Consider the following 15,346-nt stretch of genomic DNA (forward strand, 5'->3'; position numbering starts at 1 on the left):
CGAACTAAAATCCGGTATATCGAACAACTCTAAACGATGGGTCAGGAAATGGCAAGTTCGGGTACACGCCGCACCGCGTCCAATGCGGCGCCCACCTCCGCCGGCGCGGCATTACCGCCGAGTGCGGGGATTGCGGCGCCGCCGCGCGTCGGCGAACAGATTCAACGGCTGCGCGCCGAGCGGCGCATGACGCTCGACGATCTGTCGCGCGCGGCCGGCGTGTCGAAATCGATGCTGTCGGAAATCGAGCGCGACAAGGCCAATCCGACGATCGCGGTTGCATGGCGGCTGACCAATGCACTCGGCGTAAGTCTCGATTCGCTGTTTGCGCCGCCGAAGTCGCCTGAGGCAATCGCCGTTTCCGGACCGCGCGATATTCCTACGCTAAGCGGTCACGAAGCGAAATACCAGTTGCGTGTGTGGGGACCGATCGAGCTGGCCGGCAAGTTCGAGTGGTACGAGTTGACGCTGCAGCCAGGCGGGGCCCTCGTGTCGAACGCGCACGAGCCAGGCACGCGCGAGCATCTGACCGTGCTGCACGGCTCGCTCGAAATCGAGGCGGCCGGCGCGACGAAGCGGCTCAAGGTCGCGGACACCGCGCGCTACGTCGCGGATGTTCCGCATGCGATCCGCAACGTCGGCAAGAGCGAGGCGAAAGCGCTGCTGGTCGTGATTCACGGTTAGGCCGTTCGGCCAGGTTGCGCCCGGTACTGTATGTTTGTACAGTATCAGGTGTCGATTGGAGCCGAGAATGAACAACCTGAAAACCGACCCTACCGATCAAACTCTCGCCGCGCTGCGCTTCCAGACCGCCGCGCGCGATCTCGAACATATCGTGCGCAGCATTGCCGCGCGCTACATCGTCAGGCAGGTGCCGCTCACGTGGCGTCTGCTCCATGCCATCGAAGCCGAGGCGCTGGCCGATCTCGGTTTTGCCAGCCGGCACGACGCGCTGATGCTCGGACTGTTCCAGCGCCCGTCCGATCTGCCTTATCCAGAAACCGATGACGGCGTGGATTTCGGCACCTCCAACGCATTGCCGGCCGTTTTTGCGTTTGCCGTCAATGCGTACGAGGAAGCGGAGCGCCGGGCGGCGCTGCCACGGCCGGCCGATGCGCCCTTAAAGCGCGCCCGGGCGTGGGGCGGCTAATGGCGGCACCACGTCGGGATGGCTCGGATCCTCTTTTATTCCTCGCGGTCGGCCTTGCAGCGGTCAGCGCCTACAATACGCGGACCAAACGGTGCAACTAACGGAAGGATTGCCCATGTCACCTCCTCATCTGTCCGACCCCGTTCCCCGTCCCGCGCCCTCTACCGATCTGTTCGATCAGCAACGCGAAGACTGGCGTCGCGACCCGCAGGTCGCGTTCGATGCGTGGCTCGCGAAGCAGCACTTCCGTCGCTCTTCGGCGTTGGTCTATCAGGCGCAGTGGGGTCAGTTTCTCGATTGGCTCGACGCGCGGCAACAAAGCCTCGCGACGGTCGACACACCCGCGATCGCCGAATTCGTCGCCAGCCTCGAGATTCGCAGAACGCAGCGGATCCGCTATTTGCGGCTTATCGAGCGCGTGCTCGATCACGTGCGCGAGATCGAATCGGCGTCGACCAACCCGGCTCGTTTCATCGCTCAGGACGGGGAAGCCGCGTGGCGCAATGCGCGCGACAACGAGCCGACCGGGTTTCTCACGCATGCGGAACGCACTGCGTTGATCGCGCGGCTGTTCGCGCCGTTGCCGGCGTTGTCGACCTCGCAGCGCTGGAGAGAGCGACGCGATCGCGCGTTGATCGCGGTGTTTCTGGGCGCAGGACTGAAGACGGGCGAAGCGGGAGCGCTTACGGTTAGTTGCGTGAGAGAGGGCTCGCCGTGGGTCACGATCGAGTCCGCGAATCCAGTGCTGACGCGGCGCACGCGACTCGCGCCGTTCGCAACGGCGATTCTCGACGCCTGGCTAGCCGAGCGCCGGCTGACGCAGCTGGCCGGCAAGCTTGTGTTTCCCGCATCGCCGTCGGGCAGGCCGATGCATAAGGCCACGATGCTGCGCGCGGTGGATGCGCTCGTCGATGCAGCGGGGATTGCCACGTCGCGCCGATCGCGCGCGAGTCCGCAGACCTTGCGCAACACGTTTGCGGCGGACCTTTTCGAAAGCGGGGTAGAGGCCGAACAGGTCGGTCAATGGCTCGGCTTCGTGCAGGCGGTGTCCGCGAACCGGCTATATCGCGCGTGGCAAACCTGGATTGATCAGCAGGATTCGCCCGCGACAGAGGAGCCGGATCCAGCTGCGGCGCCGTTGGCCGAGCCCCGCCGTGACGGGCGTTTGACGAGGAAAACGGGAGCCGGCGAACCCTGAGGAACCTCACCGTTGCGGTCCCGAATTTCCTCACCTTTGACGTTTTTCCCGTTGGATTGGCCGCCTCCGGTTAACGCATCGCGTGGACGGAGCGGGACGACGGCGCGGTGGCGCCATCGTTCGACAGAAACTGGTTCACCGCCGCGAGCCTCGATTCGCCGAGGCCGGAAGAGTGCTCGCATTCCGGGCACAACAGTTCGAAACGGTGATCGACCTGCGACAGCTCCGGCTCACCTTCCTCGCATTTCGGGCATCTCGCGGGCAGCGTCACGTGGCCGTCAGCCGCGGTGCCGATCATGCTCAACTCTTTGCTCGTGAGCCGCCCCTCAGTAACCAGCGAGCACAGCAGTACGGCGATGGCTGGATCGATGCCCTGCTGGCCACGCAGGGTGGCGACTTCTTTCGTCAGCGCGTCGACTTCGTCCGACTGCTCACGCAGCTGCGCGTCGAGCCGATCGGCGCGCGCCTTGGCGGCGGCAATCTGCTGAATGAACTCGAATTCCTTGCGGCTCGCATCACGCACGCCAGACTGATACGTCGCGGCCATGCTACGCAGCGAGTCGAGTTCGACCAGCATCGGCTTGACGCGCCGCTCGGCTTCGGCGACCGCATCCTTGATCTGCTGTGCATAGTGCTCCGTGCTTTGCCGCAATTCGACGTGCAACGCGTCGATCCGGTCGCGCAACGCAGCATTGGCAGTCTGTTCGTTTTCGAGCCGTTGCCGCAGCGCCTCGTTCTCCTGGTCGAGCCGGCGCGTGGTTGCCTGCATGCCTTCGAGGTGAACGCTGCCGTGCGTAGTCGCGCTCGATAACTGGGTTTCAAGTGCGCGAACCCGCTCCCACGCGGCTTCGGCGCGCGCTTCGCTGCGCCTGATGGCGTCGTCGGCCGCATCCCGACGAATTTCCGCCTCGCGTACGCGTAGATCGGCGGCGCTGATCTGCGAGCGGATCTCTTCACGTTCGCCATCGAGCGACGCTTTGGCCTGCACGACCGCTTCTTCGAATAGCGCGCCCAGCAGTTCGCCGGCGCGATCTTCGAGTGCCTTTGGTATCGCGCCCGCTCCGACCTTGACCCGCGACACACTGCGGATGCGCTCCCAGAAATGATCGATGTCCTTCGGGATGTCGCTCGCGCTGCCGGTTTGCGTGAGATCGCGCACGGCCGCCATCGATGGCCGGATGCCGAGATCGAAAAAGAGCCGTTTGCATGCATGCAGCGACAGATCCTGGCGGCGCACGCCCTGCGCACGCATTGATTCAAGCTCGTCGCGAATGGCTTGCCGCTCCTGATCCAGATTCATGTCTACCTCGATGTGGCTCGAATTGGATGGATCATAACAATTTACGTAGTGTTTGCTACCGATTTATCGATGGCGAACGGATTGGCGTATACCGACGGGCTTTTGCGTGCAAATGGCGATAGTAAACCCGCGCCTACCGTTTTTCTCCGTGAAACAAAACGAAGAATAGCTAATAAGCCATTGTATTAGAAGCATTTCGTTTGATTTTCGCATGATCGCGCACTGTTTCACGATTGATCGGCAATGGTTGCGGGGGGTGGTCGTCTGTTTCACGGGGCTCGCGGGGTGTAAGGCTTGAGAGTAATAAAAATAAACACCTTTGAACCCTTGTTAAAGACGTTAACGACTCGGCAAACCCTTATCTGGCGGGGTTTTCAGGCCAGCAAGGTGAAGCTTTGCGGGAGACTTGGTGAGGGTCTGCGGGAAACTCGAGTGATGGGGTTCGGGAAGCTCGGTGAGCGGCTGCGGGACGGAACGTGAGCGGGTTCAGGAAGCGCCGTATACGTGGGGTTTGGGCAAAGGTGAGGTTTTGCGGGACTTCGCAGCCGCGAAGCGCCCGACACCCCTCAAAGCGTCTGTTCGGTTTGGTCTGCAGCAAGGTGAGGGCTTTCGGGAGGCTCGCGAGCGTGGTTTTTTGCCGGTTTTTTGGGGTGGTTAACCGCTTTGGTGAGCCGTGGCGGGAGAAAACGGAAAACGAAGGTGAGATTTTTCGGGGCGCGGGGTCCAGTTTTGCTCTCTTTTTGAGCATCCATAGTGCTGAGGTGAGGTTTTACGGGAGTCAAGATGGATTTCGACGCATCGATTGCCCGAAAGACTGGTTCGGCGGGAACCGCTGGCGATTGGAAAGGTGAGGGGATTCGGGGAACTGGCTGATCAGCTAGATCCGCGAGCTGATTTGGCCGGCGATTCCGTCAAAGGTGAGGCTTTTCGGGAAGGTCTGGATAGCGTTCTGCGCATTAAGGTGAGGAGATTCGGGACTGAAACGCCGGCTATCGGCCGGAGATGCCCGGCGGATGGCAATTTGCGAGCGTAGATATACCTGGTCTCTGATTGCAAAGGCGAGTCTTTTCGGGAGATTCATGGGGACGCAATGAAAAGTGCTGCGGTGCGAAAAACTGGCTTAAGGTGAGATTTTACGGGAACACCGATGGTTCGAGCGCGAGATGGGATTATCGCAAGTCACTGAAATAATTGATGTTTTTCCTGTCCTCCAGCAAAGGTGAGAGTTTTCAGGAGTTCTTTGGAAGGGGGCGCCGGGGCCTCCGTAAACGTCAAAGGTGAGATTTTTCAGGAGGTTGTATTGGGGAAATGCGGTACCGGCGTGGCATGAGCGCGTATCGTGTTGTGCCGTTCCGCGGTGCTACGGTGAGGTTTTTCGGGAGCATCGGAGCGGTGAGGATTTGCCTGTGCTTGGATCTGCCCTTTTTCGGCAGCTTCGGACGAAGCTCGAAGTCGAAACAGGTGGAAACAGGTGGTTAACGCCGGAAGGTTCTCGGTAGTGAGGGCTGACTCGTCAGCGGAGTCACCAAGCAGGTCGAATGGCGCGCCCGACGACAGGAAGCTTGATGCACCGACAACAGGGCTGACGGGGCGCCCGTCGCTGGCCCGCGCCGCGTTGCGGTCCCAATACCGTGCGGGCATTCCATCTATCGATCCGGGACTGTGCGTCGGCCGGCAGCACGCGACGATCGACGAAACGATCGCGAGGCCGCACGACGAAGTCATCACCCGCCCCGGACACCATCCGTTTGCAGGAGGGTCTCGAAAAAATCCGCGAAAATTTTTGAGGTGAGAAGATTCGGGATCAAATGCTCCCCGTTGCCGCACGCGGCGAAACGAGCCCGATTCGCAAACGCCGCGACCGGCAAGGAGAGCCCGATCCTGGCGGTACGCACACGAGGTGAGGGTTTTCGGGAGTTGGTCGAGGTGAGTTGCGCTTCGTAAACTCGCTTCACCGGCAATGGTGAGATGGACGCTATAGACGCGTATCACCACAGCCGGTATGCTCTCGCGAAATCCCCTCCTCACCTCGACGCATGGCCACGAAGCGCGCGAAAAAGACCGATGTTGTCAGCCCGAGCTCGGCTGAGCTGCGCAAAGCCGTCGAGGCGATCGCGATCCAGCCTAAGAGCGGCAAGATCACGCTGCTCACGCGCAAGCTATTTAACGTGTTACTCGCGGTGGCCCAGCAAGCGGATGAATCGGGCGACACCTATCGGGCGCTGCTGTCCGACATCGTCGCCAATTCCGCGTTCGATTCCAATGACACCGCGCTCGTCAAGGAGCATCTGCGCCGCATGGTGTCGGTGCAGGTCGAGTGGAGCACCGGCACGTCGAGTCAGAAGCCTGGCCGCAAATGGGGTATTTCGACGCTGATCGCGGACGCGGAAATTCTCGAAGATCCGACCACGCGTCGCGTCTGGGTCGAGTTTTCGTTTGCGCCGAAGATCAAGAAGAAACTGCTCGATCCGGTTCAGTATGCGCGGCTGAGTCTGCAGTTCCAGAGCCAGCTGCGCAGCAGCGCGGGCCTCGCACTCTACGAGATCTGCGTGCGCTACCTGACCAACCCCAGCCACCTGACGATGCGCGAGACCTGGGAATGGTGGCGGCCGATTCTGTCGGGCACGCCGGACACTGAAGCCGGCGACGAGGCGAAGCGCGAGTACAAGTATTTCAAGCGCGACTACCTGCGCCCGGCCATCGCGGAGGTCAACGCGGTCACGAACATTTTTGTCGAGCTGATTGAGCATCGCGAGGGTCGGCGCGTCGCTGAAATCCAGTTCCGCGTGACCGAGCGCAAGCAGCCGATGCTCGCGCTCGACGAACATCCGAACGTGTTCGACAGCACGCTGGTCGACCGGATGGTGAAGATCGGCATTCCGCTCAAGGAGGCGCAGACGCTTTATGCGGACAGCGAGGAGAACCGGATCCGCGCGGCGCTGCAGATGACCGAGCAGCGTATGCGCAGCACGTCACTGCCGCCGGTGCGCAGTGCGCCGGCGCTGTTCAAGGATGCGTTGAAGAAAGGCTATGCGCCGCCGGTCGAGGCGCTGCCCGCGGGTGGCGGCACCAGCAAGGCCGCGGCGTCGCCGGCCGACGATCTGAAGGCGCGTCTGCTCGGTGAATACTCGGCTTACCGTCGCAAGCAGGCCTACGAGTTGTACAACGAACAGGGCGAGTCGGAGCGCGATATCGCGCGACAGTCGTTCGAGGAAGATGAATTGCCGGGGCTCGGCACGCACATGCGCGACGACTGGCGGCGTCGCGGGCTCGACTCGAAGATCGTCGAAACGGCGTTCTTCGACTGGCTCGCGCGCAGGACCTGGGGCGAACCGACCGACGGCGACCTGCTCGCCTTTACGCTGAGCCAGTCGCGCGCGGCGTGATGGGTCGATAACTGCCTTTGAAATCCAGGCGGCGGTGCATGCGCACCGCCCTCACGTCTTACTTCAGCATCTTCTCGATCTGCCGCAGGATGTCGTCGCGCTTTTCACGCGTGAGGCCTTTCAGGCGCAACTCGAGCCGGTCGTCCCCATACGACTTCAGATCGCCGACCGACACACCACCAAGCTTGATTTCCAGACGTTGCGCGTAGCGCTGCCGGCCCGCCGGTTTGACGCTTTCCTGCGAGGTCGCTCGGCCTTTGACGATGTCGGCGACCTGGCGTGTGCTCAGATCGTCGGAAAGGATCCGGTTGATCAGTCGCAGTGTCGCCTCCGCGCCGCGAGCCGTGTGGTAGCGGCCCACCTGATACGCCATGTTCGAGCCGAAGCGGTCAGGGCGCGCGACCATCTCCTGCATCACGGTTTCCGGGAGTTTGGCGATGGACAGCGCGACTGCGACCGTCGATTCGTCGAGGCCGAGATGTTCGGCCAGTTCCTTCTGGCTCTGGAAATGCCGCTCGTCGAGAAAGCGTCGCCACACGACCGCGTTGTCGAACACCGTCTGCGAGTCGCGCTGCACGTTGAGGTCGTAACCGAGCTTGTAGCTCTGGATGCCGATCGGCAGATCGATGACGAGCGCTTTCACCGACTCCTTGTTCGCTTCTTTCAGCGCACGCACCCGTCTGCCGCCGTCGCTGACGAAGTAGGTGCCAGGGTTGTCATAGTCGGGAATGACGTGAATCGCCTGCTGCTGCCCCTGCTTCGCCAGATTGACGGCAAGCTCCGCAATCGACGACTTCACATAGAAGTACCGTGGATTGAACGGGCTCGGCTTGATCGTCTTGAGCGCCAGTTCGATGATCTGGCCGGGACGATAGCCGTGTTCGAGCCTCCAGGCGCGGTAGGCCGCCGATTCGTTATCCGGATCAGGAATCTCCGCGTCCTGCAGACGCGACGGCAAGACGGCCGGAATCGGCCGCCCGGCGATCACGGGAGTTTTCGCCTCGTTTCCGACCAGGCCGTCGATCGCATTCAGCCGGTCGAGCGCGGTGCGCTTTTCGCTGCTGGTCGTGTCAGGACGTGCTTGAAAGCCTTTGGCGAACTGGGACGGTTTCATTCAGGGTCCTTTATGCGCATAAATTCACGGGAGCAAGGCGGCGATCTCGTTGGCGCACGCCCGTACTTCGAGCGCGGCGAGCTTCGCGCCGCGGTCGTTCATCTGAAGCACCGTTTGCCCTAACGCCATTGCCTGCTTGTAGGCTTCGCGCGTGGGAATCTGGGTTTTGAGGAGAGGGAAGCCGAGTTCTTCGAGCGCGCGCTTCAGTTCGCGCGTCAGCATCCGTTTCTCTTCAGTCTTGTTGAGCAGGAACACGGCTCGCAGGTCTTCGTTCATGACCTGCGCTTGCTGGACCAGCTTGACAAGGCCGATGCTCGACCAGTAATCGGCAGGGGACGAGGAAGTTGGGATTACCGCGACGCTCGCCGCGAGCAGAACGACGCCCGAGACTTTTTCGGTGATGGAGGGCGGGCAGTCGACGACGATGATGTCGTAATCAGCCACGAACTTCTTGATCTCGCGATGGATCTGGCTGCCTGCTTCGGACAGGTTGACGACGGCGAACGGAATACCGATGTCGCCGTCGGAGGCAGCACTGGCCCAGTGAATCAGAGTGTTTTGGCCATCGGCGTCGACGACGAGAACGCGTTTGCCTTTCTCGTGAAATGCAGCGCCGAGATGCATCGCGATGGTGCTCTTCCCGACCCCGCCTTTCTGCTGTGTTACCGCGATGATTTCTGCCGCCAAATTTCACCTCCTCTTTTTAGACGCAAATGGATTTTACCTGGTTGAATTGCGATTTCAAATGATTTGCGTAAGCGCAGTTCGGAAATTGGCCATTCGGCAAAGGGTTTATGCGCATAAAGAGGCATCGGACGTGTGCCCGGGGTCTTGCGGGATATCAGAGCAAGCGTGGACTGGGGCTTAAGCGTTGCTGATCGCTGTCCGGCGGCGGCAAAGGGAAAGTAACGAGTGCTCGCGCACTGCGTGCACAGTCGTCGGTGACTGTTCGCGATTCTCGGGCTGATGTGCAGAGAAAAGGAGCGCACGCATCTGAGCGACCAAAGAGGTGAGAGGTGCCAGACTTTATGCGCATAAAGTTCGCGTGCCAATTGGCCCGGAGGGACCATTCGTCATGAATTCGTCCGACGCCGATTCTCCCCAGACATGGCGGCAAGGGGCAAACGTGCATCCGGCGCCTCATCAGCGGGGGATATAGGTTGTCGTTTGAATCGCGCCCGCGCGAGCAAATCTCAGGTGCGACTAGAACTCAGGGTGCCAGCGTTACTGTTCCTACTCGCCTCGAAGGCAGCGTCGGTTTATGCGCATAAACCGACCCACCTCGCCGATGGTTCAAACAACGCGGATGCCGCGCAGTCGTCCCGCGCCACGTCATCAAGTCACCCGTTAAAATTCCCGAACCCTTCTAACCGTCACAGCCTTCAACGGCGTAAGCCCCGAATCCAGCCCATGATCACCATCTACCACAACCCGCGCTGCTCCAAATCTCGCACCACCTGCGAACTCGTCGCGAACACCTACAACTCCGCAAACGAAGCGACGGAAATCGTCGAATATCTGAAGAAGCCACTCACCGTCGCAGAGCTTGAGAAGCTCAATGCTCAACTCGGCTGTCCCGTCCGCGAAATGATCCGCGACACCGAGGCCGAATATAAAGAGCTCAATCTTGCCGACACGTCGCTGACGGATGCCCAGCTCTATGACGCATTGGCGAAGCATTCGATTCTGTTGCAACGACCGATCGTCGTCAGAAACGGACGGGCTGTCATCGGCCGCCCGCCGGAAAATGTCGCCGCGCTTTTCGCCTGATCGCGCGACCGTCGAAGTAAAACGATGTGGGCAATGCGGACTCGAACTGCTGCGCTAGGCTTTGCCGGACAGCGCGGCATCCTTGGTCACGATCTTCGTCGGAATCAGATGCAGTCCGGTGAACGTATCCGCGATGCGCTGTTGTTCTGCAAGCACGTTCGCGTCGACGGGCTTGTAGATATGCGCGTAATGCCGCAAGCCTGATTCGATCACGCTCGCGTCGAGCCCTTGAATCGGCGCGAGTTGGGCGGCGGCCTCGCTGTAATGGCCGCGCACCCACTCCCCTTCCTTGCCCACTTCATCGAGCACGATCGCAAGGACGTCGCCGTTCTGTTGCGCGAAGGGCCGCGCGCTGAGAAAGAACTGGTGGTGACTCACGATACCCTCGGCATCGGCGAGCAGCCGCGCGTTCGTTTGCCGCCTGGCGGCTTCGAGGAACGGATCCCAGATCGCCCACGCATCGACCGCACCGCGCTCGAAGGCCGCACGTGCATCGGCGGGCGGCAGATACACGGGTTGGATCTCGCTGAACTTCACGCCGTTCTTCTGCAACGCGGCGACGAGAAACCAGTGCACATCCGAGCCCTTGTTCAGCGCAATCTTCTTTCCCTTCAGATCGGCCAAGGTTTTGATTGGCGCGTCCGGATGCACGAGGATGCCTTCGGCGTGCGGCGTTGGAATTTCATACGCCGTGTAGACGAAATTGGCACCCGCGGCCTGCGCGAACACGGGCGGCGCTTCGCCCACATAGCCGAAATCGATCGCGCCGACGTTCAGCCCTTCCAGCAATTGCGGCCCGGCCGGAAACTCGGTCCATTTGACCGTGATGCCAAGTGGCGCGAGCCGCTTTTCGAGCGTGCCGTGCGCCTTCAGCAATACCAGGGTGCTTGCGGCTTTCTGATATCCGATGCGAAGTTCTTTTGCATGTACGTCGGCGGCAAATGCGGCGGCGGAGAAGACCGGCAACGCGGCGGCGGCCAGCGTTGCGCCTACGCCGGCCAGTAACGTACGGCGCGTCAGCAGCGGATCACGGGACATGAGAATACTCGTCGAAAAAGAATTTAACGGACGCCAAAAGATGGTCCGATTGGCTCCGACGATAATTCGTCTGCGGGCCTGGACGAACCGATAAATTCGCATAAGCAAATCATGCGGCAGTAGCGAAGCATTGCCCAAAGCCCAACCTATCCCCTCCCGCTAGAATCGACCGGCAAAACAAGCGCCCGCGACCACCAGCTCGCGGCTGCATCGATCGACTGCAAGCGAAGAGAGGAAAAAAGCCGCCGTGCCTGTAACGACAACACTGACGCCGTGGGCCGCCCACGACACCCAACTGATCCTGTCGTGCGCTTGGACTAGCACTGATCATCATCTTCATCAGCGTGCTGAAGCTCGCGCCGTTCCTGTCGATCCTAGTCGGCACCTTCGCGGCGGGCTTCACGGCCGGCCTGCCGCTCGAAGCAGTCGCGAGCGCGTTCAGCAAAGGCGCCGGCGCGTTGCTCGGCGACGTCGGCATCATCATTGCGCTGGGCGCGATGCTCGGTGCGTTGATGGCCGAATCGGGCGCCGCCGACCGGCTCGTGTCGACGATCCTCGCGCACTCGACCCCGCGCACGCTGCCGTGGATGATGGCCGTCGTCGCGCTGCTCATCGGCCTGCCGCTGTTCTTCGAAGTCGGCCTCGTGATGATGGTGCCGATCATCTTCGTCATGGCGCGTCGCGCGCAGCAGCCGATTCTGCGCATCGCGATTCCCGCGCTCGCCGGTATGGCGACGCTGCATGCGCTGCTGCCGCCGCATCCGGGTCCGCTGATCGCGCTGGGCCTCACCGTGCTGTTCGCGGTGTCGCGCTCGGCTGGTCGCGCGGCATGCCGCGCGAGCGCGTCGGCGGCATTCTGCGCAAAAGCCTGCCGCCGATCGCCGCGCTGTTGCTGACGATCGGCGCGGGCGGCGGCCTGAAACAGGCGCTCGTCGTCGCTGGCATCAGCACGACGATCGGCAAGATCGCGGTCGGGGCGCATATGCCGCTGATCTTGCTCGCCTGGTTGATCGCCGTCGCGCTGCGTCAGGCGACCGGCTCGGGGCGACGCACAATTCGCTGATGGCGCTCGCGATCGGCGCCGGCTCGGTGTTCTTCTGCCATGTGAACGACGCCGGCTTCTGGATGGTCCGCGAATATTTCGGACTCCAGCTTAAGCAGACTGTGCTGGTGTGGTCGGTCTTGCAGACGATCGTATCGGTCGTCGGTCTCGCGTTGACGCTCGTGCTGTGGAGCGCGTTGACGTGAGCACGGCGCGCGCGACAGCCTCACCCATTTGGGCAGCGGGTTGACGCGCGCACAGCGGAACACGCGCGCAGAACCTCACGCGACGCCAGGCAGCAAGCCGCGCCTCGCGTCATCAACAACAGGAGCCACCGTCATGCTCGAATTGCGACCAACCTGCGAAGGCTGCGGCAAGTCACTTCCGCCGAACGCGCCCGACGCAATGATCTGCACCTACGAATGCACGTTCTGCGAGGTCTGCGCGCTGACGAGGCTGCGCAACGTGTGTCCGAATTGCGGCGGCAATTTCGCGCATCGGCCGATTCGCACCCGCGCGCAACTCGCCAAACATCCGGCGCGTGCCGATGCGCATCCTATCGGCATCGATGAAGCATCGCATGCTCGCTTTTTCGAACGCTATCGCGACGTGCCGATCGGCGAGCGCTGAACTGCGGTGTGGCAAAGCGGCAAATCACTCGTCGCCGCTCACCTCTCCATCCACGTTCGCCACTCCGCTCGCCACATGCGCGGCGACCCGCAGCAGGCGGATCTGTTTGCGATAGTTCCGGCACCCGCTGCAGGTCGGCAGATGCAGGCGGATCGCGAGCCATTCGCCAGTCGACAGGGAGCGGTCGAGCGCATCGGATAGCAGCCGCGTGATGTCCTTACATTTCCCCATTCGCATCCTCGCTGGATAGGCCTTTTTCGCTCAGGCATGTGCGCAGCCGCAGCCGCGCGCGATAGATCAGCACGCTGCAATGATTCGCGTTGATCTGCAGTTCCGCGCAGATCGCCGCGATGTCGAGGTCGAGAAACTCCCGCATCATGAACACGCGTCCAATGTGCTCGGGCAAATGCTCGAGGCACATCTCGAACAGCGTCCAGAATTGCTGCCGGCGCAATGCAGTTTCGGGTGTCGGCCACGGACGCGGTTTGGTCTCGCGCGACCAGTGGCCGTTGTCCTTGAAGAGCTCGCGATCAAGCAGCGCCTCGCCGTCGAGTTCGGCTTCGAGCGCCGACAGATTGACCGTGCGCTGGCGCGCGCGCAGCGTGTCGACGAGCTTATGGCGCAGGATGCCGAACACCCAGGTCTTGTGCTCCGACTGCGCGGCGAAACGCGTGGCCTGAGTCCACGCGGCGGTCAGCGCTTCCTGCACGGCGTCCTCGGCGGCCGCGGCGTCGCGCAATTGCAGACGGGCGAAGCGCACGAGGTCACGCCGCAATTGCGCGAGATAAATGGGATCGTCCAGCGAGGGAGCGCCTGGCTGCGTCACGGCATGCTCCGTCGCTGCGCTGTCGGCCGCGCGCTGCGCTGCGCGTGTCGTCCTGAAACGTCGTGATTCATGAGCAGATGGTCGTCCTCGCACGGTTTGCGGATGCGTGCGCCATTCTCCCTCACGTTCCTGCCCTAGCGAATCGGTATTGAACATATGCCCCTCGGCAATCGATGCCCGAGGAGCTTCGTCGCGCGGCGCGGCCGCTTATGACAACGGAAATTAATTGTTGCAAGAAATGATATTTCGAGTCTGCGCGCGACAAGGCTGTTGGATCGCCGCACTGGCCGATCAACGCGTCGCGGTCGACCGCCAATTCAACGCAATCGCACAATAGCGATTATTTCAATTTATAAAATAATCTCTTCTCATCTTCGCTGTTTGTGGACGCGGGCTCGCTCGCTATTCTTCACGCCATCGATCGCATCAGATCGCGCAACCCACACACAAACGAGGACGCACACCATGAAACGCATTTTCTCCGCCCTGATCGCTTCGGCCGCGCTGTTCGCAGCGGCTTCGGGTGTCGCTCACGCCGACGCTCCGGCTTCGACCTGCAACGGCCCGGCGTCGTACTGCAACGTATTTTTTGGCAACTGATCGACACGTCGAAATACGCAGCAAGGAAGCATGAGAAAAGGGCGCCGGCAACGGGCGCCCTTTCGTATTCCAGTATTCAGCATTCGGCCTGCATGGGGATACGGCGGCGTCAAGCGGCCCCTCCTTCTAGCCACGGCCGACGGACAACCCGCGAGTCCTAGCGGCTCGGCGCCTTCCCTCCGCCATCGAGTCCGGCGCCCGTGCGCCACACCTGTTTGCCTCGTTCCGACAACTCGCCGCAGCTATGCGTGGCATCGGCTTCGACGCCGTCGACGGCCATCTCGCCGCCCGCCGGCTCCTGCGCGCGCTGCCGCGCTTTCTTGCGCGCGGCGACCGCTTCGTCGTGGGATTTTCCTGCGTAGTCGAGACTCATGATCCGGTCCTCCAGAATGTCGATGGTGTCCATTTGCCTCAGATCGCCATGGCCCGAAGGCATGCTTGATTGGCAAGGCAAAAGTTCCACTTATCCACAAGGTTATTCAGCGAATCTGTGGATAACTTTTCGAGCCGCGAGGTTATCCACCGACAGGTGTCGCAAGAATCCTTCCCGATCCGCTATGACCTGGCCAAATCCGCCAGGGCCTGGGCGTTTCGCGCGGCTTTTGCCTATGATGGACAGTTCGTACTCTCTGCGCGTCGAGCGCCTTACCTGAGGAAGCGAACATGGCCTATCACATTGCAGTGGTCGTCGGCAGCCTGCGGCGGGATTCGTTCAATCGTCAGCTGGCTCAGGCGGTGATTTCCCTCGCTCCAGCCGATTTCACCTTCGAATACATCGATATCGGCTCGTTGCCGCTGTACTCCCAGGACTACGACGCCGACTATCCCGAAGCCGGCAAGAAGCTCAAGGAGCGCGTGCAAGCCGCGGACGGTCTGCTGTTCGTGACGCCCGAATACAACCGCTCGATACCGGGCGTGCTGAAAAACGCGCTCGACTGGGGCTCGCGGCCGTGGGGCACCAACTCGTGGGCCAACAAGCCCGGCGCGGTGATCGGCACCTCGGTCGGTGCGACCGGTAGCGCGCTCGCTCAGCAGCATCTGCGCAACGTGCTCGCCTATCTCGACGTCGCGGCGATGGGGCAGCCCGAGGTGTTCATCAAGCACGATCCAGCGGTGATCAACGAAAAAGGCGAGATCGTCAACGACGGCACGCGCAAGTTCCTGCAGACGTTCATGGACCGCTACGTCACGTGGATCAAGCGGCACCGGGCGGTGTAGCCGAGCCTCAGCGCCGCTGACCGCGTCCTGACCATCCGCCGAAGCAACGCGAACACAGCGCGCGCCGCGTAAGG

15 protein-coding genes and 1 pseudogene are annotated in these 15,346 nt (G+C 61.7%); 9 read left to right on the forward strand and 7 right to left on the reverse strand.

The window, feature by feature from the left end; translation table 11 throughout:
- Positions 1-36: 36 nt before the first annotated feature.
- From F6X40_RS29090 to F6X40_RS29100, 3 genes are all read left to right on the forward strand, one after another.
- Complete coding sequence (locus tag F6X40_RS29090) at positions 37-684, forward strand: helix-turn-helix domain-containing protein (RefSeq protein ID WP_187630197.1); 648 nt, start codon at positions 37-39, stop codon at positions 682-684.
- A 67-nt stretch (positions 685-751) separates the two neighbouring features.
- Complete coding sequence (locus F6X40_RS29095; protein WP_187630198.1) at positions 752-1,150, forward strand: DUF2471 family protein; 399 nt, start codon at positions 752-754, stop codon at positions 1,148-1,150.
- Positions 1,151-1,265: 115 nt separating this feature from the next.
- Positions 1,266-2,348, forward strand: coding sequence for a tyrosine-type recombinase/integrase (locus tag F6X40_RS29100; protein ID WP_187630199.1), 1,083 nt, complete (start codon positions 1,266-1,268; stop codon positions 2,346-2,348).
- A gap of 70 nt (positions 2,349-2,418) precedes the next feature.
- Here the strand turns inward: F6X40_RS29100 and F6X40_RS29105 are convergent, their stop codons facing one another.
- Positions 2,419-3,648 carry a DNA-binding protein gene (locus F6X40_RS29105; RefSeq protein ID WP_184073418.1) on the reverse strand — a complete coding sequence of 410 codons (1,230 nt, stop codon included), beginning with the start codon at positions 3,646-3,648 and terminating at the stop codon, positions 2,419-2,421.
- Between the two features lie 2,036 nt (positions 3,649-5,684).
- Here F6X40_RS29105 and F6X40_RS29110 point away from each other — a divergent pair.
- Entirely contained in the window at positions 5,685-7,034 is a 1,350-nt protein-coding gene (locus F6X40_RS29110) for a replication initiation protein (protein ID WP_184057688.1), read from the forward strand.
- A 58-nt stretch (positions 7,035-7,092) separates the two neighbouring features.
- Here the strand turns inward: F6X40_RS29110 and F6X40_RS29115 are convergent, their stop codons facing one another.
- Positions 7,093-8,148, reverse strand: a complete 1,056-nt coding sequence (locus F6X40_RS29115) for a ParB/RepB/Spo0J family partition protein (protein WP_184073420.1) — start codon at positions 8,146-8,148, stop codon at positions 7,093-7,095.
- 24 nt (positions 8,149-8,172) lie between these two features.
- Entirely contained in the window at positions 8,173-8,835 is a 663-nt protein-coding gene (gene parA, locus F6X40_RS29120; RefSeq protein ID WP_013092840.1) for a ParA family partition ATPase, read from the reverse strand.
- Positions 8,836-9,558: 723 nt separating this feature from the next.
- Here parA and arsC point away from each other — a divergent pair.
- Positions 9,559-9,918 carry an arsenate reductase (glutaredoxin) gene (gene arsC, locus F6X40_RS29125; RefSeq protein ID WP_187630200.1) on the forward strand — a complete coding sequence of 120 codons (360 nt, stop codon included), beginning with the start codon at positions 9,559-9,561 and terminating at the stop codon, positions 9,916-9,918.
- A 54-nt stretch (positions 9,919-9,972) separates the two neighbouring features.
- Here arsC and F6X40_RS29130 read toward each other — a convergent pair whose 3' ends face one another.
- Positions 9,973-10,956 (reverse strand): sulfonate ABC transporter substrate-binding protein, encoded by a 984-nt coding sequence (locus tag F6X40_RS29130; protein WP_187630201.1) that lies wholly within the window; start codon positions 10,954-10,956, stop codon positions 9,973-9,975.
- Between the two features lie 247 nt (positions 10,957-11,203).
- Here F6X40_RS29130 and F6X40_RS29135 point away from each other — a divergent pair.
- Together F6X40_RS29135 and F6X40_RS29140 are read left to right on the forward strand one after the other, a co-directional pair.
- A pseudogene (locus tag F6X40_RS29135) lies at positions 11,204-12,204 on the forward strand (GntP family permease).
- Positions 12,205-12,337: 133 nt separating this feature from the next.
- Positions 12,338-12,628, forward strand: coding sequence for a DUF1272 domain-containing protein (locus F6X40_RS29140; RefSeq protein ID WP_187630202.1), 291 nt, complete (start codon positions 12,338-12,340; stop codon positions 12,626-12,628).
- Between the two features lie 24 nt (positions 12,629-12,652).
- Here the strand turns inward: F6X40_RS29140 and F6X40_RS29145 are convergent, their stop codons facing one another.
- Both F6X40_RS29145 and F6X40_RS29150 read right to left on the reverse strand, forming a co-directional pair.
- Positions 12,653-12,865, reverse strand: a complete 213-nt coding sequence (locus F6X40_RS29145; protein ID WP_187617628.1) for a zf-HC2 domain-containing protein — start codon at positions 12,863-12,865, stop codon at positions 12,653-12,655.
- A complete protein-coding gene (locus F6X40_RS29150; RefSeq protein ID WP_184073430.1) occupies positions 12,846-13,454 on the reverse strand; it encodes an RNA polymerase factor sigma-70 in 609 nt (202 codons plus the stop codon). The genes F6X40_RS29145 and F6X40_RS29150 overlap by 20 nt, the downstream gene beginning before the upstream one ends.
- Before the next feature lie 465 nt (positions 13,455-13,919).
- On the opposite strand from F6X40_RS29150, the gene F6X40_RS42685 reads away from it, so the two are divergent.
- Complete coding sequence (locus F6X40_RS42685) at positions 13,920-14,054, forward strand: hypothetical protein (RefSeq protein WP_018424013.1); 135 nt, start codon at positions 13,920-13,922, stop codon at positions 14,052-14,054.
- Positions 14,055-14,211: 157 nt separating this feature from the next.
- Here the strand turns inward: F6X40_RS42685 and F6X40_RS29155 are convergent, their stop codons facing one another.
- The gene (locus F6X40_RS29155; RefSeq protein WP_026226445.1) at positions 14,212-14,427 is read right to left on the reverse strand and encodes a hypothetical protein; all 216 of its coding nucleotides are present in this window, start codon (positions 14,425-14,427) and stop codon (positions 14,212-14,214) included.
- Between the two features lie 290 nt (positions 14,428-14,717).
- Here F6X40_RS29155 and F6X40_RS29160 point away from each other — a divergent pair, with 290 nt between their 5' ends.
- Positions 14,718-15,272, forward strand: coding sequence for an NADPH-dependent FMN reductase (locus F6X40_RS29160; protein ID WP_187630203.1), 555 nt, complete (start codon positions 14,718-14,720; stop codon positions 15,270-15,272).
- Positions 15,273-15,346 lie beyond the last annotated feature (74 nt).

This window comes from Paraburkholderia sp. UCT31 (assembly GCF_014397655.1).
Lineage (GTDB): Bacteria > Pseudomonadota > Gammaproteobacteria > Burkholderiales > Burkholderiaceae > Paraburkholderia > Paraburkholderia tuberum.